The sequence below is a fragment of the Dethiosulfovibrio salsuginis genome, from assembly GCF_900177735.1.
GTDB classification, from domain to species: Bacteria; Synergistota; Synergistia; order Synergistales; family Dethiosulfovibrionaceae; genus Dethiosulfovibrio; species Dethiosulfovibrio salsuginis.
Genome location: NZ_FXBB01000033.1, coordinates 1 through 20,965, shown reverse-complemented (window position 1 = coordinate 20,965; position 20,965 = coordinate 1). Strand labels below are relative to the sequence as shown.

General features: G+C 52.9%; 24 protein-coding genes. 13 read left to right on the top strand and 11 right to left on the bottom strand.

Translation table 11 applies throughout. The features are described from left to right. The 3 genes from B9Y55_RS10545 to B9Y55_RS10535 are packed head-to-tail and all read left to right on the top strand — an operon-like array spanning position 1 to position 2,589. Positions 1-792: an NYN domain-containing protein gene (locus tag B9Y55_RS10545; RefSeq protein WP_085545321.1), complete on the top strand. Its 792-nt coding sequence runs from the start codon at positions 1-3 to the stop codon at positions 790-792. 9 nt (positions 793-801) lie between these two features. Beyond that, complete coding sequence (locus B9Y55_RS10540) at positions 802-1,698, top strand: DMT family transporter (RefSeq protein ID WP_085545320.1); 897 nt, start codon at positions 802-804, stop codon at positions 1,696-1,698. Positions 1,699-1,710: 12 nt separating this feature from the next. Next, positions 1,711-2,589: a fumarylacetoacetate hydrolase family protein gene (locus tag B9Y55_RS10535; protein WP_085545319.1), complete on the top strand. Its 879-nt coding sequence runs from the start codon at positions 1,711-1,713 to the stop codon at positions 2,587-2,589. A gap of 223 nt (positions 2,590-2,812) precedes the next feature. Here B9Y55_RS10535 and B9Y55_RS10530 read toward each other — a convergent pair whose 3' ends face one another. From B9Y55_RS10530 to B9Y55_RS13300, 10 genes are all read right to left on the bottom strand, one after another. Then, positions 2,813-3,859: an ATP-binding cassette domain-containing protein gene (locus B9Y55_RS10530; RefSeq protein ID WP_143340915.1), complete on the bottom strand. Its 1,047-nt coding sequence runs from the start codon at positions 3,857-3,859 to the stop codon at positions 2,813-2,815. Between the two features lie 4 nt (positions 3,860-3,863). Next, a complete protein-coding gene (locus B9Y55_RS10525) occupies positions 3,864-4,550 on the bottom strand; it encodes a GTP-binding protein (RefSeq protein ID WP_085545318.1) in 687 nt (228 codons plus the stop codon). Positions 4,551-4,554: 4 nt separating this feature from the next. Beyond that, positions 4,555-5,496 carry an ABC transporter substrate-binding protein gene (locus tag B9Y55_RS10520; protein WP_085545317.1) on the bottom strand — a complete coding sequence of 314 codons (942 nt, stop codon included), beginning with the start codon at positions 5,494-5,496 and terminating at the stop codon, positions 4,555-4,557. Beyond that, positions 5,493-6,137 carry a class I SAM-dependent methyltransferase gene (locus tag B9Y55_RS10515; protein WP_085545316.1) on the bottom strand — a complete coding sequence of 215 codons (645 nt, stop codon included), beginning with the start codon at positions 6,135-6,137 and terminating at the stop codon, positions 5,493-5,495. Before B9Y55_RS10515 ends, B9Y55_RS10520 begins: the two co-directional genes overlap by 4 nt. After that, positions 6,130-7,026, bottom strand: a complete 897-nt coding sequence (locus B9Y55_RS10510; RefSeq protein ID WP_085545315.1) for an ABC transporter substrate-binding protein — start codon at positions 7,024-7,026, stop codon at positions 6,130-6,132. Before B9Y55_RS10510 ends, B9Y55_RS10515 begins: the two co-directional genes overlap by 8 nt. Positions 7,027-7,055: 29 nt before the next feature. After that, a complete protein-coding gene (locus tag B9Y55_RS10505; RefSeq protein ID WP_143340914.1) occupies positions 7,056-8,102 on the bottom strand; it encodes a FecCD family ABC transporter permease in 1,047 nt (348 codons plus the stop codon). Further along, a complete protein-coding gene (locus B9Y55_RS10500; protein ID WP_085545313.1) occupies positions 8,063-9,022 on the bottom strand; it encodes an ABC transporter substrate-binding protein in 960 nt (319 codons plus the stop codon). The genes B9Y55_RS10505 and B9Y55_RS10500 overlap by 40 nt, the downstream gene beginning before the upstream one ends. Before the next feature lie 98 nt (positions 9,023-9,120). Further along, complete coding sequence (locus tag B9Y55_RS10495; RefSeq protein ID WP_085545312.1) at positions 9,121-9,891, bottom strand: ABC transporter ATP-binding protein; 771 nt, start codon at positions 9,889-9,891, stop codon at positions 9,121-9,123. A 203-nt stretch (positions 9,892-10,094) separates the two neighbouring features. After that, on the bottom strand, positions 10,095-10,730 hold the full coding sequence (locus B9Y55_RS10490; RefSeq protein ID WP_085545311.1) for a class I SAM-dependent methyltransferase: 636 nt from the start codon (positions 10,728-10,730) through the stop codon (positions 10,095-10,097). Beyond that, on the bottom strand, positions 10,731-10,886 hold the full coding sequence (locus B9Y55_RS13300; protein WP_159448328.1) for a hypothetical protein: 156 nt from the start codon (positions 10,884-10,886) through the stop codon (positions 10,731-10,733). A 242-nt stretch (positions 10,887-11,128) separates the two neighbouring features. Between B9Y55_RS13300 and B9Y55_RS10485 the strand changes: the two genes are divergently transcribed. The 3 genes from B9Y55_RS10485 (at position 11,129) to corA (ending at position 14,896) form a co-directional block, all read left to right on the top strand. Beyond that, a complete protein-coding gene (locus tag B9Y55_RS10485) occupies positions 11,129-12,547 on the top strand; it encodes a YfcC family protein (RefSeq protein WP_085545310.1) in 1,419 nt (472 codons plus the stop codon). Between the two features lie 4 nt (positions 12,548-12,551). Continuing rightward, entirely contained in the window at positions 12,552-13,724 is a 1,173-nt protein-coding gene (locus tag B9Y55_RS10480) for a M20 family metallopeptidase (RefSeq protein ID WP_085545309.1), read from the top strand. An 86-nt stretch (positions 13,725-13,810) separates the two neighbouring features. Beyond that, the gene (gene corA, locus B9Y55_RS10475; protein WP_085545308.1) at positions 13,811-14,896 is read left to right on the top strand and encodes a magnesium/cobalt transporter CorA; all 1,086 of its coding nucleotides are present in this window, start codon (positions 13,811-13,813) and stop codon (positions 14,894-14,896) included. Positions 14,897-14,898: 2 nt separating this feature from the next. On the opposite strand, the gene B9Y55_RS10470 is transcribed toward corA, so the two are convergent. Next, a complete protein-coding gene (locus B9Y55_RS10470; RefSeq protein WP_085545307.1) occupies positions 14,899-15,084 on the bottom strand; it encodes a pyridoxamine 5'-phosphate oxidase family protein in 186 nt (61 codons plus the stop codon). Positions 15,085-15,373: 289 nt separating this feature from the next. Here B9Y55_RS10470 and B9Y55_RS10465 point away from each other — a divergent pair, with 289 nt between their 5' ends. The 7 genes from B9Y55_RS10465 to B9Y55_RS10435 all read left to right on the top strand — a co-directional run bounded on the left by B9Y55_RS10465 (position 15,374) and on the right by B9Y55_RS10435 (position 20,263). Further along, positions 15,374-16,165, top strand: coding sequence for a 4Fe-4S binding protein (locus tag B9Y55_RS10465; RefSeq protein ID WP_085545306.1), 792 nt, complete (start codon positions 15,374-15,376; stop codon positions 16,163-16,165). Between the two features lie 80 nt (positions 16,166-16,245). Continuing rightward, positions 16,246-17,607: a sulfurtransferase gene (locus tag B9Y55_RS10460; protein WP_159448327.1), complete on the top strand. Its 1,362-nt coding sequence runs from the start codon at positions 16,246-16,248 to the stop codon at positions 17,605-17,607. A gap of 53 nt (positions 17,608-17,660) precedes the next feature. Next, positions 17,661-18,053, top strand: coding sequence for a hypothetical protein (locus B9Y55_RS10455; protein ID WP_143340912.1), 393 nt, complete (start codon positions 17,661-17,663; stop codon positions 18,051-18,053). An 89-nt stretch (positions 18,054-18,142) separates the two neighbouring features. Continuing rightward, the gene (locus tag B9Y55_RS10450; RefSeq protein WP_085545304.1) at positions 18,143-18,553 is read left to right on the top strand and encodes an HI0074 family nucleotidyltransferase substrate-binding subunit; all 411 of its coding nucleotides are present in this window, start codon (positions 18,143-18,145) and stop codon (positions 18,551-18,553) included. Continuing rightward, positions 18,550-18,879 (top strand): nucleotidyltransferase family protein, encoded by a 330-nt coding sequence (locus B9Y55_RS10445; RefSeq protein ID WP_085545303.1) that lies wholly within the window; start codon positions 18,550-18,552, stop codon positions 18,877-18,879. Before B9Y55_RS10450 ends, B9Y55_RS10445 begins: the two co-directional genes overlap by 4 nt. A gap of 26 nt (positions 18,880-18,905) precedes the next feature. Beyond that, positions 18,906-19,937: a M48 family metalloprotease gene (locus tag B9Y55_RS10440; RefSeq protein ID WP_159448326.1), complete on the top strand. Its 1,032-nt coding sequence runs from the start codon at positions 18,906-18,908 to the stop codon at positions 19,935-19,937. Next, the gene (locus B9Y55_RS10435) at positions 19,937-20,263 is read left to right on the top strand and encodes a DUF6122 family protein (protein WP_085545302.1); all 327 of its coding nucleotides are present in this window, start codon (positions 19,937-19,939) and stop codon (positions 20,261-20,263) included. Before B9Y55_RS10440 ends, B9Y55_RS10435 begins: the two co-directional genes overlap by 1 nt. Positions 20,264-20,965 lie beyond the last annotated feature (702 nt).

The window sequence follows — 20,965 nt, the reverse complement described above, 5'->3', positions numbered from 1 at the left end:
ATGGCAGACTTGGATATAATACAGCCCAGGCTGGCGGTGCTCATAGACGCCGATAACGCAAGCCCCTCTATAACCGAGCCGTTGCTTGCGGAGGTGGCTAAATACGGAGTTGCCAGCGTGAAGAGGATATACGGAGACTGGACCACCCCTAATCTAGTTGGGTGGAAGAGCGTGCTCTTAGAGCACTCGATACAGCCTATACAGCAGTTCAGGTACACAGTGGGAAAAAACGCCACCGACAGCGCCATGATAATAGACGCTATGGATCTGCTTTTCACCAACCATTTTGACGCATTCTGTCTGGTCTCCAGCGATAGCGATTTCACCCGCCTTGCGGCCAGAATAAGGGAAGCGGGGCTTATGGTTTACGGTTTTGGGGAGAAGAAGACACCTAAACCTTTCGTTTCAGCCTGCGATAAGTTTATATACACCGAGGTCATAGCGGTTAAAGAGGATGCGCAGCCCGCTATAAGGAGAAAAACATCTGAGGAACTGAAGGGAGACACTCAACTGGTCAACCTTCTTCGCTCCGCGTTGGAGGCGGCCTCCGACGACACCGGTTGGGCCCAGCTAGGCACCGTCGGCAGCAACATAGCGAAACAGTCTCCTGAGTTTGATCCGAGAAACTACGGGTACGGGAAATTAGGGGCTCTGGCCTCGGCTATAGGTATCTTTGAGGTGGACGAGAGGGTTCAGAGCGACGGTCACTCCAGGGTTATCTATATTCGCAACCTCCCAAAGGGAGGAAAGCCCAAAACGGCCAGAAAACCTAGAAGAAGAAAACAGGGTTAAAAATATTAAATGGATACTCTGAAAGGTGTTTTGTTAGCTGCCCTCGCAGGTTGTTGCTGGTCCACGTTGAGCATTGTCGGCAAAGTCTTAAACAACCATTCGGCGAACATTATATCGGTGGCTATAGTCAGGCTTATCATACTGGTGATAGGTTGGGGAGTTGGAATAGCCATAAAGGACAGGCGGCTTCTTTATTTCCCGGGAAATAAAGCCCTGTATCTCTGGCTGTCGGGAACGGTGACGGTTTTCTGTATCTATCTGGGGTATCTTTACTCCCTGAAGTACATATCGGTTCCCACTGCGGTGATACTGCTCTATACCTATCCCCTTTGGACGACCCTTGCCTCCGGCGTGTTTTTAGGCGAGAGGCCCTCTTGGCTTCAGATGTTGTCATCTGTCTTGATAGTATCCGGGGCGGCCATAGCTGTCGGTCTCTCGGCACTTACATCGGGCCCTGTCTCTTCTCTAGGGGTATGCCTGGTCCTCAGCTGTGCCTTCGGAATGGCCCTGTTCTCCCTTTTCGGGAGGCTGTCCAGTCGAGGAGGGGGCATGGCTCAGGAGACCTTCTTTCTCTACTTCCACCTCATGGCCCTGTTATCAATGGCTGTATTAGGGGCTCTGACCGGTGCGTTTAGCGATATCTTGAGGTTTACCTCTGCCCAGTGGTGGGGTACCTTGGTTATCGGCCTTGTGGGGTCTTTGATGGGCTACGGTGTGTTTTTTCTCGCTCTCAGAAAGGTGTCCGCCTCTCTCGGGAGCGGTGTGGCCACCACCGAGCTTGTGGTTACCCTGGCTCTATCGGCGGTAATTTTAGGTCAGTCTCCCTCGACCTGGGAGATATTGGGAAGTCTTGTGATAGTAATTGGAATAGGTCTAGGTGTCGTTGGAGAAAAGCTAAAAATATAGGAGGGGATGGGTTTGAGGTTTGTAGCGTTTAACAAAGAAGGGGTGTCTGGGGTCGGGGTCCTTCTCCAGGATGACCGAGTTCTTGACGTCCGATCCGTCCTGAAGGACGTCAGCTCCATTAAGGCACTTATCGAGAGAGCTTCCGATGATGATATAGCTCTGCTGGCATCGGCGACCTCTAGGGTTGAGGACTATCGAACTTATGGACTATCGGAGGTCGTGATCTGCCCTCCGATAAAAAGGCCTATTCACGATATCCTCTGTGTCGGAGTGAACTACTTGGATCACCTAAAAGAGACCAAGGACACCGTTAAAGGTTTTAAAGAGGCTACAGCTCCGGTCTACTTTTCCAAAAGGGCCATCTCTATCCTTGGATCGGAGGATACCATCGAGCTAAGGGATGACCTGGACGATAAGCTGGACTACGAGGTGGAGCTTGCGGTCATAATAGGTAAAAGAGGGAAGGATATCCCTATAGAGGAAGTGGAGGACTATATCTTCGGCTACTCGGTGTTCAACGATATCTCCTCAAGGTCCCTTCAGAAACGTCACGGTCAGTGGTTCAGAGGCAAGAGTCTGGACACCTACACCGCTATGGGACCGGCCATACTCCATAAATCCGCTCTGCCCTTTCCCGTAAAGATCGACGTGAGGAGCTACGTCAACGACGAGCTCCGGCAGAGCTCCAACACCGAGATGATGATAGCCGACATACCCTCACTGATCTCCGAGCTATCCATGGGAATGACCTTAGAACCAGGGGACATCGTCGCCACTGGGACCCCCGCTGGGGTGGGTATGGGGTTCTCTCCCCCTAAATATCTCAAAAAAGGGGATAAGGTGGTCTGCGAAATCCCATCTATAGGTAAGTTAGTGAATTATATAAATTGACAGGATAAAGGACTACATAAGGACCTGCCAGGATTTGATCGTCAATTTCGCTAAAGAGGCCATATAGAGCTTTTATCGCTATAAGAGGGCTTGTGGCTTCTCAGAATGGGAAGCCACAAGCCCTCTTATTACTAGCCTAAATTATGGAGATGTCCTTATGCCTTATCCTTCGTTGAGTTGTTGCAGGAACAGGGATGGCCTTTTGGGTCTTTATCTATTCCCCTCAGAGCGACCTCATGTTCAGGTCATCGGGAAGGTCGTCTAGGGCTTCTCCGTTTCTAAGCCTCTCTCTGTAGCTTAACAGAAAATCGTCGATTTTCTCCAGGGTCCTCATCTGCTCCCTTTCCCTTTCGGTGGTGCGGATGATTTTGCTGATCCCGCCGTTTTTTATGACAACCCTTTGGGAGCCCACGAGAGCCAGAAGTGGATCGTGGGTCGCTATAAGGACTATTTTCTCCCGTCCTACCAGTAGATCCATGGCCTTTTTCCTGTTGATTCCGGCGTTCTCTATTTCGTCGATAAGGACGATCGGAGAGGTGCTCAAAAAAGCGGTGTCGGCGATCATCAGAGCTCTGGACTGTCCTCCGCTCAGTGCTGTGATCGGGGTATCCGCCGAAAAGGACTCTCCCGCCAGGAGGTTAGCCTGCTCTATAACCGTCTTTACCTTTTCCTCGCCGTCGGAGATCATCCGGCTCTCGGCGTGCATCGTCACAAAATCAAGTACGGAGAGGTCCATGACGAAGTTCATGTTCTGAGATAGCTGGGCCACAAGCTTATGTTCCAGGGAGAACCTCCATTTGCTGAGAGGTCTCTCGCCGTCGATCATTATCACCCTCCCAGTGGGAGTGTCTCCCTGGGCCATCCACTCTATATCCGCCAGAAGCCGGCTCTTCCCCGATCCTGTGGGACCTACGATACAGATAATCTCCCCTACGTTCATCTCAAGGACTACGTCCTCCGGTATGCCACTTTTATCCCTACCTCCGAGGACGGTTATTTTGCCCACGGAAAATCCGGGGCCTTCCTTCACGTCCCTCATTCGCTCTATAAAGGATGAGAGCCGCTCTATCAGTCCTTCCCTCTCGAATCCTATGTCCTCCAGAAAGACCGGGCTCATGGATGAAAGGTACTCTCCTACCGTGTCGTTCAGGTCGGCTGGAGGTAGGCCGTTGGCGTCTAAGAAGTCCTTGGCGTAGGGATATTCAGCGAAAAGGTCCTCAAGCCGGACGTTTGCGATACCGTCGTTGATAGTCTTCTCTAAGGTGGTCATTTTTTCACTCCAGACGTATCTTTCGTATGTTCCCCATCTGATGCTCCTTGCCTACTCTGGTCTCACCCATACAGTAGGAGCATAGAGCAGAAGGCATTGAGAAGCGAAGGCTTCTGCCCGAGAGGGATCGGATATCGTCGGTCTCCATCAGCAGCGATGCTAGTTCGCAGGCGCCCTGTCCTGTGATCCCGCTGACGTGAAGGACCTTTCCGTCGGGATTGGCCTGTCTTACCTTTAGGGCGAAGATCTCCCTTTCCGCCTGAGACACTATATCCCCTTTGGTTATCGCTACTATGTCCGATAACTTCAACATGGGGCCGATCTTTTTAGGCGTATTAACCCCCATAAGGTTGTCAATTACGCAGATCGCCGTGATGCCCTGTATATGGGGAGAGCATCGGTTACACAGCCCAGCGCTCTCGAGAAAAAGGATGTCCAAGGATCTCTCCAGCCCCCAGTCGACGCACTCCTCCACGTTGCTTATGAAGAAGTGATCGGGGCATAGGCTCCCGGAAAGGCCCGTCCTCGCCGTTATCCCATGGGCCTCGTACTGTTTTCGGTCATCGGTGCTGAGACAGTCGAATTTGACGGCCCCTATGGATAGCCCTGTTCCCCTCATCTCCTGAACTGTCTTCAGAACGATAGCTGTCTTTCCAGAAGAAGGAGGGCCTGATACGGTTATCACCTTCATTTTCCTATTGATCTCCTAAAATAGTTTCTGCTGTGAGACGAAGAAGTTCCTCTGCGGTTCCTCGACCGGGGTTTACCTTGAAGGGCAGGATCAGGACCATATCGTTACGCACTGCTTTAGTCTCCATCCACATCGAGTTTTTTGTAAACTTTTCCACCGTCGCTCTGTTTCTATCTTGATCGTCACTGGACGCTACGATGAGGATGACGTCCGGGTCCGACGATATAATGGTCTCGATATCGAAGTCCACGAAGCTCTCTTTGTTAGAGCCAAGAATCCCGTCTGGCACGATGTTCCTTATTCCTAGGGCTCGGAGGATGGAGCCGTAGGCGGTGGCGTTTTGCGCTGCGGCTATTCTGTTCCCATCCTGGAGGATAATCGCGCTTCGGACATCTGTCTCGGACGTAATCCTTCCTCTTAGATCTCTAGCGATGGCCTCCGTTCTGTCGGCGTACTCCTGGGCTGTAGCCTCGCTACGAAGGAGCCTGCCCAAGAACATCACCGAATCCAGCATGGGATTATCCCCCATCCTCGCCGGATCGACCAGATATACGGAGACACCGTTTTCCCGGAGTGTCTTTGCTATATTGCCGTGAAACCTTATATGTCCTATCACCAGAGATGGGTTCAGCCTGTAAATCGACTCTATGTCCACGTTAGGTTGGGTTCCCACCGAGGGCAGGTTGATTCCCTCTTTCCTGATTCGATATTCGTCTATCTTGCCAAGGGGGGTTATCCCTAGAGCGAATAAACCCTCCATCAGAAGGGGGTTCAGTGCCAATATGCCCCCTTTGGACTCTGGGATTTCTACCTCTTGTCCCGTGTGGTCCACCTCTTTCCACGATGCCTCTATCGTTCCTGCACCTAGAGCTCCTGACATGAAGGATAACGCGACGAGCAGAGCTAAAAGGTTTTTGTTCTTAGAGCTTGATAACTTTAATCTCATAGAGAGCCCCCGCCGTTTTTGGTCTTCTTCTGTATCTCCACCCACTTGCCGCTTTTCCCCTCTGGATCCTCGGAGATCAGTCGGAAGGAGTTTACCCCGGCCCTGTCGAGAAGAGCCGATTCGATCATCCTTGAAAAGTCCTCGAATCGTGGTCGGGTCTCTCCCGATTTTTTCATCCTCTCTCGGTTGGCTGTCACGAGCCTCTGTCTCATGGACGAAGGAATATACCTTCCTAGGCCTCCTCCAACGATTGCCGTTCCCCCGGGTTTTAGTACCCGATATATCTCCGCGAGCCCTTTTTCTGGCTCCTCCCAGAACCAGATAGAGCCTCTGCTCATGATAAAGTCTGCGAAATCGTCCTCAAAAGGTAGGCTTCTCACGTCGGCCTGGACAAAAGCCGCCTTATTGTCGGTCTCTGAACGTTCGAATCTCTCTCTTGCGGACAGTAGGGCTTTATCGCTCAGATCCACGAAATAGATCTCCATGTCGGTGATCTTAGCGAGCTCGGTTCCCAGAAATCCCGGCCCCGTCCCGATGTCTAAGGCGATACCCTGTTCCAGCCGATAATCGTCGGCAAACTGTTGGATCAGAAGGGGGTATATCGGCGCAAGCATAGAGTAGAATTCCGATGGCCTATGCATTGGAGAGTTCCTCCCTCTCCAGATCACGGAGACCGGAGAAAAAGTCCTCCCAGCCGCTCCAGGGGCTTTTCCACCTTGGCACAGGAAAACGGCCGTCCTCTGGTATATCCGCCACGGCCCAGAATCCCTGTCCCTCAAGATAACGCTGGAGATCCTCTTCCATAAGAAGCTCGTGTATGACGGACAGCTCAGGAGATGCTTGGTCGTTCCAAGCCAAAACCTGTGGGACCGGGATAGCTCCCTCCGAAGGTGGGTCTATCTCGACGTTTCTCTGTTTTGCCATCATGGAGAAAGAAACGTTGGAGATGCCCATATGGAACTGACCGCTGCCCACCGCCTGGATAACCTCCACAGGAGAGCCTCCGAAGGAGAGAGCTTTGCGGAAGGAGGGATACTCCTCCGGCCAGGTCCTTTTCAGATAGGCCATGACCGCCTTGCTTATGGGGGTGTCCTTGTCGGGGAACAGGACCTTAAAGTTTTTGTTCATTAGGTCGGACCAACTTCCGGTCAATTCGTCGGCCTTTACGAGGTTTAGGTTGTAGACAGGGACCATAGGGACGACGAAAATAGGGTGTAATTTTCCCTCAGGGTCGTGAAAGGGAGTGGAGTCCCGATGAAGCGAGGGATTTCCGGCCCAACCAGAGTGGGAGGATAGACGATCCCACCCTACCTCGTCCATAACGGAGAAATCGCTTCCGTGGGAGAGCATCACGTCAGGAACCCCACCCTCCGATATGGACTCGAGGATCCAGTTTTTAGAGTGGTCGTGACCGGGGGTCTTCAGGGAGATCGAACCTCCCCGTCCCTCCAACTGCTGTAATCTCTCCTTGAGGTGGTCCATGATATATCGCCTGGCGTTTATAGATGTGTGTATGAGAAAATTGGACATGTCGACACCTTCTTCCTTGTCTTTTTATCCTACCTCTTCCTGAAAAGCAGAAAGAGGAAAAACGGTGCTCCCAGTACCGCTGTCACTATTCCCACCGAGAGCTCTATCGGCTGGAATATCGTTCTGGCAACCGTGTCCGACGTTGCCAGGAGAACTCCCCCTAAAACGGCGGTGAGGATCAGGGAATACCGATAATCGTTTCCCACCATCAGTCGAGCCAGATGAGGGGCCATCAAGCCGACAAATCCGATGGTCCCTGCGACGCTGACGGCGCTTCCTGCTAAAATCGATGCCACCACCAGTAGAATGGCTCTGTACAGAGGGACCTGTAAGCCCAGGCTGCTGCCGATCTCGTCGCCTAGGGAGAAGAGGTTTACCTTTGGGGCGAGAGCCAACGCCAATGCTAGGCCGCCCAAGCTGTAGGGCCAGAGTAGATGAAAATAGCTCCACCCTCTGCCGGAAAGGCTTCCCAGAAGCCAGCCGTAGGTCACCTCAAGCTGATCGCTGTTTAAAAACATCATTCCCGACGTGAGGGCACTGAGAAGGGCGGAGACCGCTACTCCCGCCAGGATGATTCTGACGGTCTCCCCTGTTCTAGATGCCAGTGAAAGGCCGTAAACTAGCATCGCCGCCATGAGAGCCCCCACAAAGGCTCCAGAAGGGATCCATTCGATCTTCTCGGGAAAGAGAATCATCACAGCCACCGCCATAAATCCCGCTCCAGCGTTTACCCCTATTATGTGAGGTGAGGTGAGAGGATTCCTCAGGATGCCCTGTAAGAGAGCCCCAGAAACCGCCAGATTCATCCCGGCAAAAAGTCCGGTCAGAACCCGAGGAAGACGGATATTGTGGATAATCTGATTAACCAGAGGCTCTGAGCTGATCCCCCTTAATCCCTCCCACACGTCCATAGGGCTGAAGGAAAGGGTTCCCACCGCTACGCTGGTTACACACAGCGCAAAAGCGATAAAAATAGAGAAGAGAATAGCTGTTAGCCGTCTCCCTCTGGCCCTGTCGTAGCCTTGGTTTTGATCGATCACTTCGCCTCGATGGAGCATAGCTGATCGGCTATCCACTGGGTCGCTTCATGAAGGCCTATCTTTCCTGGGTTGAGCTTTCCTGGCATGACTATCACCCGATTTTCCCTGACCGCTCTCAGGGAGCTCCATGCTGGGTCTTTTTTCATTCGCTCAACGGTGGAGCCACCCCCTTTGCCCACCGTTCGGATAAAGATGACGTCGGGATCCTCGGTCATAATGCTCTCTATGTTGAATGCTATGGCCGATGGGACCTCCTTGCTGACCCTTGAAAAGTCGACAGGGACGATGTTTCTAAGGCCCAGTCTTCCTACTAAATCGCTGTGGAAGTTCCCAGGCATAAAGGCCAGGATGCTCTTGACTCCTCCCTGTAGGATCACCATGCTTTTGATATCCGGCTGGGTTTCCCTGAGCCTTGCCTTCCCCTTCTCGACTACCGAGTCGAACAAGGCCTTATACTCCACGGCTGCTTCCTCTTTCCCCAGGGCCTGAGCCATAAGGTACATCACCCCTAGAAGGGCGTCGTCGTTCCTCTTGGCGTCCAGAGCCACCACCGCCGCCCCTGTCTGCTCCAAAGCGTCCATGATAGGGGCCATGTGGCCCACGTTGCCGAAGATCAGGTCGGGTTTAAGTCCGTAGACCGCCTCTACGTTGACGTTGTTCTGCCTGCCGACGCTGGGCAAGGCCGCACCCTCCGGTCGAATCTCGTATTCCTCTACCTTCCCCACAGGGCTGTATCCCAGGATATAGAGAAAGTCCATCATGTTAGGGTTCAGTGCCAAAATTCTTTGAGGGTCTTTGGGAATCTCTATCGTGCGCTCCAGGTGATCGGTCACCGTTTTGAACCCTTCTGTGCCCTCCGCCAGGGCTTTACCTCCGCCTAAAAGGATAGAGCCGGTGACGATCAGCGATAGGGCCAGGGCTCTGGCCGAGCTCTTTGAGCTGTAATTCTCTGTCATGTTTGTTTGGCCTCCCAGTTTAGTAGTATGGAAACCTCTAAAAACTCACCTTCGAGGATCAGGTTTTTTAGAGATGCCCCTATGTTGTTGTTATGCCCTTAGCCGCATGGAACGACCACAGGCCTTCTGCACTTTTTAAACCTGCAAACGTGGGTTCCTATATCGAAGACCTCCAGGATGGACCGCTCGGTTATGACCTGGTCCGATGTCCCGGTGCTGTGTATTCGCCCGTCCTTTAAGAGGTAAACTCGGTCCGATATCTCCAGGGCGTGGTTTATATCGTGGAAGACCGATATTACTGTCTTCTGAAAGGAGTTTCGCAGGTCTCTGAGCACCGTCAGGAGGTCCCATTGAAACTTTAGATCCATATAAGTAACCGGCTCGTCCAGGAGGATAATCGGCGTATCCTGAGCCAGCACCATAGCGATCCAGGCTCTCTGTCTCTCGCCGCCTGAAAGCATGTCAATAGGTCTGTTCACCAGAGAATCGAGGCCCATATACCCTATGGCCCACCGGATTTTCCGATGATCCTCTCCGTCTAGAAACCACCCTGATCTGTGATAGGGGGCCCTGCCCATGCCGACGAGCTCGTAAACCGATATCGACGAAACCCTCTCCTGCATCTGGGGTAGAAAGGCGATTACCCGGGAGAGCTCTCGGGAGGAATATCTACCTAGAGGTTTATCGAGAATACGAACGGTCTCCTTCCCTGTCGGAAGCAGCCCACAGAGACACCTGAGCAAGGTGGACTTTCCCGATCCGTTGGGACCTATGAGGGAGATGACCTGTCCCCTAGAGGCTGAAAAGGAAATGTCCTTAAGTATGGGTTTTTTATCGTATCCGAAGCTGAGTCCCTTTGCCTCCAGCATTCTTATCACTTCCTTTCAGAATATAAGCCGATCCAGCGTGGTGCAAAATATCTGTTAGCTCCGATTGATATGTTTGTAGAGGCTCTATAAGTTCTCGTTCTCAAATAATGTGAAGTCTACCAACAAGCTAGAGGAAAGTAAACCTCTAAAGGTCACTAAAGAGCCTCTGTCGACTCGACGCCGACAGGGGCTTGGGTTTTTCTCTAGCGGAATTTTACCTTCACTATGTGACATGACATTGACTTGCCCAGGACAGGTAGATGCCTCGCAAACCTCATCCAGCCCCACCTAGACTTAGCGTAGTCGAAGAAGTTCCACTTATCGACGAAGACTATCCCGGGAGACCAGGAAGATACCACCTCGGGTTTTTTCGGCCCCCACAGAAATTCAGGGATCTCGTCCACCTTGGAGAGCGAGTCGTGAAACCGAGCCTTGCCGACCACGAAGGGGGCGGTAGACTCGAACAGCATCTCCCCACCGGGAAACCTTTTTGCCAGCTCTACGAAAAGTCGGCGGACCTGCTTCTCGGGGAAGTACATCAAAAGTCCCTCTGCTATGAAAAGCACGGGACCCCCTTCGGTCTTGATATCGTCCATCCAGGAGAAATCGAAAACCGACTTGGCTATAAACCGTCGATTTTTGGTCTCGTCAAAAAAGTTTTTTCTCATCTCTATGCCTTCAGGGAGGTCTAGGTCGTACCACGTGACGTTCTTTACCCCTAGCCTCTCCATACGGGAGTCCAACCCCGCTCCCAGGTTTACCTCCGCCCCGTTTCGGTGTTTTTTCAGGAACCTCTTAGTCTCTCGGTCCAGTATGGCGGAGCGGACCGCCACCCCCATCTAGGACTTCCAGCATCCATCGAACACCGAAAAATCGAAGTCCACCGCCTTCATTATCTCAACCGCCTTGGGATCTCTCAGCAGGGGCCTTTCCATGGAGCTCTCGGTGGCCTTTGCCCAGAGGGTTATCAACATGGTAGTTGGTAGTGCCGACATTTCCTTGTGCATATAAATCGCTCCTCCGTTTTTGCCTCCATACTGTCCCCAGGAAGACAGCTAGTTAGCTAGATCTTACTAATTTACTTATCGACAAGTAAGTTAGTCCAGTCGTGCAAAAAAGTCAAGTTGCGGGAGCTGGCTTCACGATAGACGTTTTTTTAAACTTATGTCCACATGGACCGATTTGTGCTATCCTGTCTGGGTGGAAAACCCAACATATTAAAGGGGGTACGTGGAAGATGGCGTCTCAGGTAGAAGAGAAAAAGGATGGTTCGGCAAAGAAGAAGTTTACCCTTCCTCACGTGTACGTTCTTTTGGTGTCGCTGACCATCCTTGCAGCAGTCGGGAGCTGGGTTCTTCCAGCGGGGGAGTTCTCCAGAGAGATGAACGAGACCATCAACAGGACTGTGGTGATTCCCGGTTCGTTTAAGGAAATCGCCTCGACCCCTGTCGGTCCGTTCCAGACCTTTATCGCGATACAGAAGGGGCTTGTTGACGCGGCTGGAGTGTTTTTCTTCGTCCTTCTGGCCTACGCGTCCTGGTTTGTCGTCTTAGAGACCAAGGCTCTTAACGCCTTTATCGGCTGGTTGCTTCGTTTATTCAAGGACAGGAGCGACTATATCCTTGTCGTCTTCGTCTACATCTTCGGTATGTCTGCCTCGGTTTTTGGCATGTTCGAGGAGACCTTCGGCTTTCTTCCTTTATTCGTGGGAATGGCTATCGCCATGGGGTACGATGCCATAGTGGGGCTAGCCACCGTGGGGATGGCGGTCGGAATAGGCTATACCGCCGCGGTCATGAACCCTTTCACGGTAATATTGGCCCAGAACTTTGCGGGCATTCCTCTGCTCTCTGGATGGGCCTTCAGGGTGGTGGTCTGGTTAGTCATGGAGACCTTGGCTTGCTGGTGGATACTGCGCTACGCCAAGCGAATTAAAGAGGATCCCTCAAAAAGCTACATGGCGGGAGTTGATATGGGCGATCTTCAGCTCGACCACGATGAACTTTTAAACACTCAGTTCAACGCTCGGACTAGATCGGTGTGTATTGTGATCGTCCTCTCTATAGCTGCACTGGTTTGGGGTGTTACCCAGAGAGGCTGGTACTTTAACGAGCTCTCGGGGCTTTTTGTAGTGATGGGTATAGTCTCCGGTTTGGTGGGCGGTTTTAACCCCAATAAGCTTGCCGACGTGTACGTCAAGGGACTGAAAGATATAATCTTCGGCTGTATGATAATCGGTCTTTCCAGGGGAGTCCTCGTCGTGATGAGAGAGGGGCATATCGTCGATACGGTGGTCTATTACCTCTCCCTCCCACTCCAGGACCTCCCCCGTTGGCTCGCCGCCGAGGGGATGTTGGTTGTTCAGAACCTGATCAACTTCGTGATACCTTCCGGCAGTGGTCAGGCCGTCGTCACAATGCCCATAATGGCGCCCCTCTCCGACGTGCTTGGCATAAGTCGTCAGGTAGCGGTGTTGGCCTTCCAGTTTGGGGATGGCCTTTCCAACCTGCTGTGGCCCACCGCCCTTATCCCCATCATGTGCGCCATAGCTCACGTTCCTCTGGATAAATGGTATCGCTTCTTTATACCGTTTTTCCTGATTGCTCTCGCGTTTCAGGGGATATTCATAGCTGCGGCAGTGGCCTTGGGGATCTAGGGCTATGTCCATAGACTATTCCGACGCGGTCCGTCGGTTGGACGATGGGATAGAGCGTTTTTTCCCCGAGGCAAAGGACCTGTCGGACTGGATGGCCGCCAACCCGGAGCTTTCGGGGGAGGAGTTTAAGACGACGGATAAGATAGTCCAGCTACTAGCCAAAGAGGGCTACGACGTGGAGAGGCCCTACGGCGGGCTCCCCACCGCCTTTAAGGCCTCCTGTGGAAAAGGAGACCCTAAAGTTGCGGTCATGGTGGAGTGCGACGCCCTCCCTGGACTCGGCCATGGTTGCGGCCACTGCGTTCACGGATCCATGTCTGTCCTGGCGGGGCTGGGCCTGATAGGTCTTGCGGACGACTTAGGCGGATCGATCCACGTCATAGGCACTCCCGCCGAGGAGACCGACGGGGCCAAGTGCTCCATGGCGGAATCGGGCCTTTTCGATGGCTACGACCTGGCTATAATGATACATTCCTGCGGGGGATTCAACACGACCGCCTTTCGGTCTCTCGCGATGGACGGATACAGGTTCACCTTCAAGGGCAGGGCCTCTCACGCAGCAGGGGCCCCATGGGAGGGCAAAAACGCTCTCAACGGGGTCCAATTGATGTTTCACGCCGTGGACATGCTGAGGCAGCACACGATCCCCGAGGCCAGAATGCACGGGGTCTTCGACTACGGCGGAGCTGCCCCCAATATAGTACCCGACCGGGCGGTATGTCGATTTGAGTTCAGGGCTCCCACCAGGAGCTATTTGGACGGCCTGACGTCTTGTTGCCTCGACTGTGCCAGAGGAGCCGCACTGGCCACCGGGACCGAGGTCTCGTGGGAAAAGTTCGAGTCCAGCTTCGACGAGATGATCCCCAACCAGCCTGGAGAGTCCATGATAGGGGAGATCTACAGCGAGCTGGGCATTCCCTTCGATCCCCCGGTGGATCCAACAGGGTCGACCGACGTGGGCAACGTCTCTCAGAGGTGTCCTGCACTACAGCCCCTGCTGGCTATAACCTCAGACAGGTACGCCCTTCACACGGTGGAGTTTGCCGAGTCCGTCACTGGCCCAGAGGCCCACGAGGCCCTTTTACTGGGAGCTAAGGTTATCGGCAGGGCAGTGATAAAGACCATCCTTGACAGGGATCTCGCTGAATCCATGAGACAGGTAATCCCTAAAAAATAACCGAAAACCACCCAAGGCTCCCGACGTGGAATTGTCGGGGGCTTTGCTGTATTATCGGGCTACAACTAAAAAATGGAGGCCTATGCATGAGCACTGGGAAAAAACGAAGAAGAGAGAAGCTATCCCAGCGGAGGGCTAAGACCAGCACCGCACCGGGAACCCCTATTTTTGTCGGTGAGCGCAAGATGGACGATATCCGCATCGATATTATGAGCTACGGTCAGAACCAGGTGCTAGAGCTTAAAGACGTCCCGGTACAGGAGCTCCCTGATCCGTCCGAAGAAGGGGCCGTGACCTGGATAAACGTCAGCGGCGTTCACGACCTGGGGATAGTGGAGGCCATAGGGCGAAAGTTTAACCTCCACCCCTTGACGGTGGAGGACATAGTGAACACCTCTCAGAGGCCTAAGGCGGAGGTCTTTCCGGAGTATCTTTTCGTTGTACTTAAGATGATCAGCTACGACGACGAGGCGAAGTGCATCGATGTAGAACACGTCAGCCTCATATTGGGGAAAGGCTACGTCATATCCTTTTTAGAGGACGAGGGGGACGTCTTCGACATGGTTCGAGAGAGGATAAGGAAATCAAAGTGGATGATGGTGAACCTTAAGTCCGATTACCTTGCCTACGCCCTCATCGACTCGGTGGTGGACCATTATTTTCTGGCTGTGGAGAAGGTCGGGGATTTTATAGAGGACATGGACGACCACCTTCTGAGCGACCCCCAGCCAGGGGATCTACAGGAGATACACAGGCTTAAGAGGGACGTCCTGATCCTTCGAAAATCCGTATGGCCCCTGAGGGAGGGAATAGGGATTATGGAGAAAAATGGGACGTCCTTCTTTCAGACGGAGACCAAGGTCTTCATGAGGGACCTTTACGACCACACCATACAGGTCATCGACATGGTGGAGGCCTTGAGAGACCTGTTAGGCGGTATGCACGATACCTACCTCTCCAGCGTCAGCAACCGTATGAACGAGGTCATGAAGGTCCTTACCATCATAGCCACCGTCTTCATTCCTCTGACCTTCATCGCAGGAGTCTACGGCATGAACTTTCGGTATATGCCCGAGCTGGAGTGGCGATGGGGATACCCCCTTGTGTGGGTCGTCATGGTAGGGATCGGCGGATCGATGATCCTGTTCTTTAAGAGAAAAAAGTGGCTGTAGCTCTAAACTCCCTTGGGGAAGTGCTCGATAAACCAGTCCTGCCATAGGGAGTGCTTGACCTCCTTATCGGATATCACCGACACGTTTCCCAAAAGGCTCAGGCTATCGCATCCAGCGTGGCAACAGACGCTGGCCTTTGGGTTGTTCTTGAAGTGCCCCGTCTTCTTGGAGTTGGTTCCGGTGGCCATTCAAATCGTCTTTATGCCCTCGGGCCTCACGTTCGCCATGGCGCAGATCCTCGGAAAGCCCTACTCGTTGATCGACGCTAGGGTGATAACCTCCGATTTCGCCATCAGCTCCTCTGCAAGCTTTACTACTTTTTCGTTCATATTTTGGTCCTCCTTCAGGGTTTGAGTGTCCTGCGATGCTTATCGCATAACACTTTATCCTCTTGTGACCTTTATCTCCCTGTTCTTTTTTGGGCTATCGATGTAGTATTGTCGATAGCCTTTATCAATTGGGAAGAGGGGATTTATCTTGGGAAACACGAAGCTCGTGGCGGTGGCATATTCGCCCACAGGGACGACGTTAAAGGTCCTTGAGGGAATTCGTTCGGGGTGGGGAGAGCCCAGCGAGATATTGAACGTCACCGCTCCCTGCGACAGGACTAATGGACCTATCGCAGGGGATATAGTCGTCGTAGGAGTGCCGGTCTACTCCGGCCGAATCCCCAAGGAGGTCAGATCCTTTCTTGAGACCTTGAGAGGGGACGGACGGCCCGCCGTAGCCGTCGTTGTCTATGGAAACAGGCATTACGACGACGCCCTGCTGGAGCTGGGGAACACACTCCTTGGATCGGGGTTTAAGGTCGTGGCCGGTGGCGCTTTTATCGGAGAGCACTCCTTCGCCACGGAGGAATACCCCACCGCCATGGGACGGCCGGACCAGGACGATATGGCTCAGGCCCAGTCCTTCGGAAGGGCTGTCAGAGAGATCTGCCTTGGGGGCCTGGACGACATTGCGGAGGTGGAGCTTCCTGGAAAGGAGCCCTACAAAGAGCCATCGGTCATGCCCGAGGGCTCGCCTGATACGATCGTGGAGAAGTGTATCCTCTGCGGCAAGTGCGCCTCTTTGTGTCCAGTCGGGGCCATAGACGTCATTGATCCGTCGGTCACCGACGGAGTCGCCTGCACCTTTTGCTGTGCCTGCGTCAAAGGCTGTCCAACCGGAGCCAGGGTCCTGACCCTTGAACCGGTGGCGTCGGTTGGCAAAAGGCTATGGGATAACTTCTCCGCCAGAAGGGAGCCGGAGGTCTTTACACCTGTATAGGGGTTGTACGATCTCTGGGTTTGTAGGTATAATCTCTATTCGAAAACATAATTTATTTGGGATAGGGAGAGATGATGCTTATGGGTTTCAGAGCGATAGTAGGGTTTGTCCTTTTGATGACGCCGCTTTTGTCCCACTCGGTGGCTTTTTCCGAGGAGATCGACACGAATCGGTTGGAGGAGATTATCGGTGGAGGGCACTGCGTCCTGGTCGACACCAGAGACAGCGATGCCTTTAACGGCTGGAGGCTGGGAGATGTCTCCAGAGGAGGCCATATCGCCGGTGCGGTCAATTTCTCCGCTTCCTGGCTCGACATTGACAGCAAGGACGGAGAAGAGGTTTTGAATCAGGCTTTGTCCGACAAGGGAATCGCAAAGGACAAAAAGGTGGTGCTGTACGATATAAACGGTCGTGACGCCGCCAAGGTTAAGGGATGGCTCGAAGGCAGAGGCTTTAGCGATATATTAACCTACGATGCTAAAAAATGGATCGACGACCTGGCCCGTCCTGTGGAGAGTCTGCCTGGCTACGGTCTATTGGTTCCTGCTGAGGTGCTGAAGGACCTTGTGGACGGCAAGAGGCCGGAGACCTTCGAAAACGCCGGAAAGGTCATTATACTGGAGGCCAGCTGGGGAGAGGAAAAGAACTCTTACGCCAAGGGCCATATACCTGGTGCAGTTCACGTCGATACCGACTGGGTGGAACCTCCGGTAGAACGACTCTTAAAGGGCGAGGATAAACCTGTGACCATGTGGATCTTGGCCTCCGACGATAAGCTGATGGACCTGGCCAAGAGGCTTGGCGTTTCCGCGAGCGATACCGTCGTCGTTACCGGTGAAAACCAGATGGCGGCCTATAGGGTGGCCTTTGTCATGGAGTATCTGGGAGTCGAAGACGTCAGGGTCCTCAACGGTGGCATAGGTAGCTGGGTACGTGGGGGATACTCGTTGGACACCGATAGCGTCAAGGCCGAGCCCATCGACGACTTCGGCAGAACATCCCCTGGCAGGCCTGAAATATTGGACTCTCTTGACCAGACCAAGGAAAAACTTGCTAGCGACGATGGCTTTGTATTGGTGGACATAAGGACCTGGGATGAGCATATCGGTGAGGTCTCGGGATACTCCTATCACCACAGAAAGGGACGTATTCCAGGCTCCGTCTTTGCCTACGCAGGTAAGACCGACTCCAACTCTCTGGACTACTATCGCAACCTGGACGGAACCATGAGAGAGCCTAGAGATATTCTCTCCATGTGGGAGAGCTGTGGCGTCGATACGTCAAAGCATCTATCGTTTATGTGCGGTAGCGGCTGGCGGGCCGCGGAGGTCTGGTTCTACGCTAGGGCCATGGGCCTTGATAATACCTCTATGTTCAGCGACGGTTGGATAGGATGGAGCAACGAAGGATATCCCTTCGAAACAGGGGAGCCGGTAAGATAGGCGCTTCGATAAAAAGGCCCGGGAAAGTCTCTCCCAGGGCCTTTTTCCTCTTTTTGGTGTTTATTGTGCAGGTTTCTCTTCTGGCCCTCTGCCCGGTTATCCGTTGGCTCTGCGAGGAGAGAGCGGGAGTAATGAAGCACGTATATTACAGGTCCGTTCAGCTACGCTACGGCATCATGTCCGACGGCAATATGACGTTACTTTCGTTGGTCGCATCGCTTTCAGCTCTTGCTCTGATTTACTTCGCCTTCATCCGGCGAGACAGATTGAGCCGAATTTGCCTTGCGGAGATTCTGTGGGGGGCCTGCCTTGGCCTGTTCCTGGCCTCTGTCACGGCAATGAGATGGTCGACAGATCACGTCGCCTATCGCTATGTCGTTATGACGGCCTTTTGGCCATGGATTATCCAACTTGCCCCACTCTTAACCTGTCGTAGGAAGGCCTAAAGCATAGGTATCCAGGTCTGTCCTTTTTGAGGCTGTCGATGTAATATCGTTAGGTAGCCTTTGTCGATAGTGAGGAGGGGATCTTTACCATGGACTTTGACCAATTTAAAAAGGCCATAAGACGATTTGAGGAGATGCTCAACGCGTATAAGGACGATAACGCCGATCGTAGCGATCTGGAGCGAGAGGCTATTCAGGATTCTTTGGTTAAACGGTTTGAGTATTCTCTTGAGGTTGCCTGGAAAAGCTGTAAGCGCTATCTTCACGAAGAGGGCTTTGCTGAGGCCGCAAGCGGAAGCCCAAAGTCGATTATCCGTCTCGCCGGAGAGGCCGGTATTGTCGGGGCGGTGGAAAACTGGATTCGCTATATCAACGCTCGTCAGAGCACGTCCCACGACTACTCTGCGGAAAAGGCCGATCAGGTGTTGGCGGTCGTAGAAGATTTCTACGGAGACGTTGTCGATCTTTATCAGGCCCTGAGCGGAGATACATGGGCATGAATAACGGTGAGCTGCGGGATATCGACATAACCCCCTCCCAGAGAGAGCAGATAGTTAGGCTGTTGGGACGGTATCTTCCAAACACCGAGGTCTGGGTTTATGGCTCTAGGGTAAGTTTCACGGCGAGGCTTTATTCCGATCTTGATATGGTGGTTTTTGCCTCTGAAGAGCAGGTCGATTCGGTGTTTGACCTTAAGGAGGCTTTTGAGGAGAGCTCCCTGCCCTTCAGAGTTGACCTGTTCGTTTGGGATAATCTGCCCGAGCGGTTTCACGACAACATAAAAAAGAACTATGTGGTCCTGCAAAAAAGCGGCTTTTCCTCGTGATCCGTGGGGTTATGGGAGGAGGTTACATGGTGCGGAAAGCAACAGCGAAGATATCGGCCTTTGTCGCCCTGTGTGCCTTGGTGATCGTCCTTGCCGTCGGTCCCTCCGAGGCCAAGGTCTCCCAGGGTGCCATGGAGAGGGCGTGGGAGCGGCTGTCCGAGACCACCGGATTTAAAGCGTCGTTACATCTGGAGGAGAAGGACGAGACAAACGCCTATATAACCATCGAAAACGGGGCCTATAAGGTCGTAGTATTTCGGGGGCTGTTGAACGTCCTTGAGACAGAGGACGAAATCGCAGGGGTTTTGGCCCACGAGATGGGGCACGGAATCCACGGCCATCTTGAGTCAGCCATGAAGCGAAACGTCGGTATCGGCCTCCTATCGGTTCTCCTGAACGAACTGCTGGATAACGACACGGTGGAGGTCGCCATAGGCTTAGGGGCTACCCTGGCGGTTCAGGGATACAGCAGGGAACAGGAGGTCGAGGCCGACGACGCCGGTGTGGAGTTCTCCTACAAAGCGGGATACTCCGCCTGGTCGCTGTACAACGCCATCAAAAGGATGGCCGACAACGGCCAGGTGACCTCCCCCAGCGGCTTCAACTCCCATCCCCCCACGGAGCGGAGGATGACCAGGCTTGCCGCCCAGGCCGAAGGATGGGAGAAAAGCGACGTCAGGGAAAAGAGAAAATCCAAGCTGCCCGAGAAGGAGGCCCCAAAGCCCAAGGTTCTACCGGTGGATGGCTTCGACCCAAACGGCTCCGACCAGGCTAAGGTCATATCCACCTACCCCATAGAAAATGGCCTCAAAAACGTCCTTGGCATAATCCAGAGGGACGGATACGGCAAATACTCCTCCGGCAGATACAAAGAGGCTGCGGCCTCCTTCGCCAGAGGGGTGGAATCCTACGATGGAAACTACCTGGCCGCCCTGTGGGTCGCAAGAGCCTACCAAAGAGCCGGACGGAAGGACGAGGCCCGCCGTTGGGTGGACTTGGCGCTGTCCATAAACGAGGACTACAGGCCAGCTAAGGAGCTTAAGGAGGAGCTGCGCTAGTGCTGAGGCATATAATTCACTATTCATTCCACTTTTTAGTGCCGTTTCTACTAGCGAAGCTATTTTGGAGGAAAGAGTGGCGGAAAGCAGCTCTGATTATGGTGGCGACGATGATCATAGATCTGGACCACCTCCTGGCGGATCCAATTTTTGACCCCAATCGCTGTAGCATAGGTTTCCACCCCCTCCATACCGTATGGGCGGGGATATTCTATTGCGGCCTATTGCTGGTTCCGTCATGGAAGTGGCGTGCCGTATCGGTGGGATGCCTGTGGCATCTATGCACCGACTTTATCGATTGTTTGCTCGGTGGGTCGTGGTCCTAACTACGACGATCGGAGTGGAACGCTCTATTGGAGGGGAGGGCCTGACCGCATGTAGGTACTGAGATTTCCTCATAGTTGTCTCGTATGTTTTTGCGGTATAGTGAAGAGGGCAGGGCATTTGCTATAGGGCCCCCTTTCCACTAGACACCCTGAAAAACAAGTGGTGTCTCTCCGACAAGGCTTTTCTAATCATAGCCGAGGCCTAGATCTCTTATGTCAGAATAAGACTTGATATCCATTGAAAAATCCTATATAATATGGCTAATAAGCCTACCAGGCCTCTTGTCCTTTGGGACAAAGCCCAAATCGGTAGGTATTTTTTGTGTTTTTGAGAAAGGCATAACGATGGCAAAGTATACCAAGCTGGCTTTATCCATAGAGGAGCAGATTTCTCTCCTCAAAAGTAGAAATCTAGCTTTTGGAAATCTTGATTATGCAAGTAATTTTCTTGCTTATTCTAATTATTATCGTCTAAGCGGCTATTATGCGCCGTTTATGGATCGTAACCGTGGCGATTGGTTTCTTTCAGGAGCCTCCTTTGAGCACATAGCGGATCTCGTAACTATTCAGTCCCCCTGCCGATTTAGGTCCTAAATCAGCAGTTCCTTAGTTTCTTGCAACGTGATATCATGGCATCAGAATAAATCTGAAAGGAGGCCTATCCATGTTTCAGAAGCCCACCTATGAAGAGCTCTTCGAGGA

Excerpts from the sequence above, each read along its gene's own strand:
- B9Y55_RS10445 (WP_085545303.1), top strand. The coding sequence starts at position 18,550 with ATGAATAACGGTGAGCTGCGGGATATCGACATAACCCCCTCCCAGAGA.
- B9Y55_RS10485 (WP_085545310.1), top strand. The coding sequence starts at position 11,129 with ATGGCGTCTCAGGTAGAAGAGAAAAAGGATGGTTCGGCAAAGAAGAAG.
- B9Y55_RS10510 (WP_085545315.1), bottom strand. The coding sequence starts at position 7,026 with ATGTCCAATTTTCTCATACACACATCTATAAACGCCAGGCGATATATC.
- B9Y55_RS10540 (WP_085545320.1), top strand. The coding sequence starts at position 802 with ATGGATACTCTGAAAGGTGTTTTGTTAGCTGCCCTCGCAGGTTGTTGC.
- B9Y55_RS10495 (WP_085545312.1), bottom strand. The coding sequence starts at position 9,891 with ATGCTGGAGGCAAAGGGACTCAGCTTCGGATACGATAAAAAACCCATA.
- B9Y55_RS10450 (WP_085545304.1), top strand. The coding sequence starts at position 18,143 with ATGGACTTTGACCAATTTAAAAAGGCCATAAGACGATTTGAGGAGATG.
- B9Y55_RS10470 (WP_085545307.1), bottom strand. The coding sequence starts at position 15,084 with ATGGCCACCGGAACCAACTCCAAGAAGACGGGGCACTTCAAGAACAAC.
- B9Y55_RS10480 (WP_085545309.1), top strand. The coding sequence starts at position 12,552 with ATGTCCATAGACTATTCCGACGCGGTCCGTCGGTTGGACGATGGGATA.
- B9Y55_RS10545 (WP_085545321.1), top strand. The coding sequence starts at position 1 with ATGGCAGACTTGGATATAATACAGCCCAGGCTGGCGGTGCTCATAGAC.
- B9Y55_RS13300 (WP_159448328.1), bottom strand. The coding sequence starts at position 10,886 with ATGTCGGCACTACCAACTACCATGTTGATAACCCTCTGGGCAAAGGCC.
- B9Y55_RS10500 (WP_085545313.1), bottom strand. The coding sequence starts at position 9,022 with ATGACAGAGAATTACAGCTCAAAGAGCTCGGCCAGAGCCCTGGCCCTA.
- corA (WP_085545308.1), top strand. The coding sequence starts at position 13,811 with ATGAGCACTGGGAAAAAACGAAGAAGAGAGAAGCTATCCCAGCGGAGG.
- B9Y55_RS10520 (WP_085545317.1), bottom strand. The coding sequence starts at position 5,496 with ATGAGATTAAAGTTATCAAGCTCTAAGAACAAAAACCTTTTAGCTCTG.
- B9Y55_RS10440 (WP_159448326.1), top strand. The coding sequence starts at position 18,906 with ATGGTGCGGAAAGCAACAGCGAAGATATCGGCCTTTGTCGCCCTGTGT.
- B9Y55_RS10460 (WP_159448327.1), top strand. The coding sequence starts at position 16,246 with ATGGGTTTCAGAGCGATAGTAGGGTTTGTCCTTTTGATGACGCCGCTT.
- B9Y55_RS10525 (WP_085545318.1), bottom strand. The coding sequence starts at position 4,550 with ATGAAGGTGATAACCGTATCAGGCCCTCCTTCTTCTGGAAAGACAGCT.
- B9Y55_RS10515 (WP_085545316.1), bottom strand. The coding sequence starts at position 6,137 with ATGCATAGGCCATCGGAATTCTACTCTATGCTTGCGCCGATATACCCC.
- B9Y55_RS10490 (WP_085545311.1), bottom strand. The coding sequence starts at position 10,730 with ATGGGGGTGGCGGTCCGCTCCGCCATACTGGACCGAGAGACTAAGAGG.
- B9Y55_RS10530 (WP_143340915.1), bottom strand. The coding sequence starts at position 3,859 with ATGACCACCTTAGAGAAGACTATCAACGACGGTATCGCAAACGTCCGG.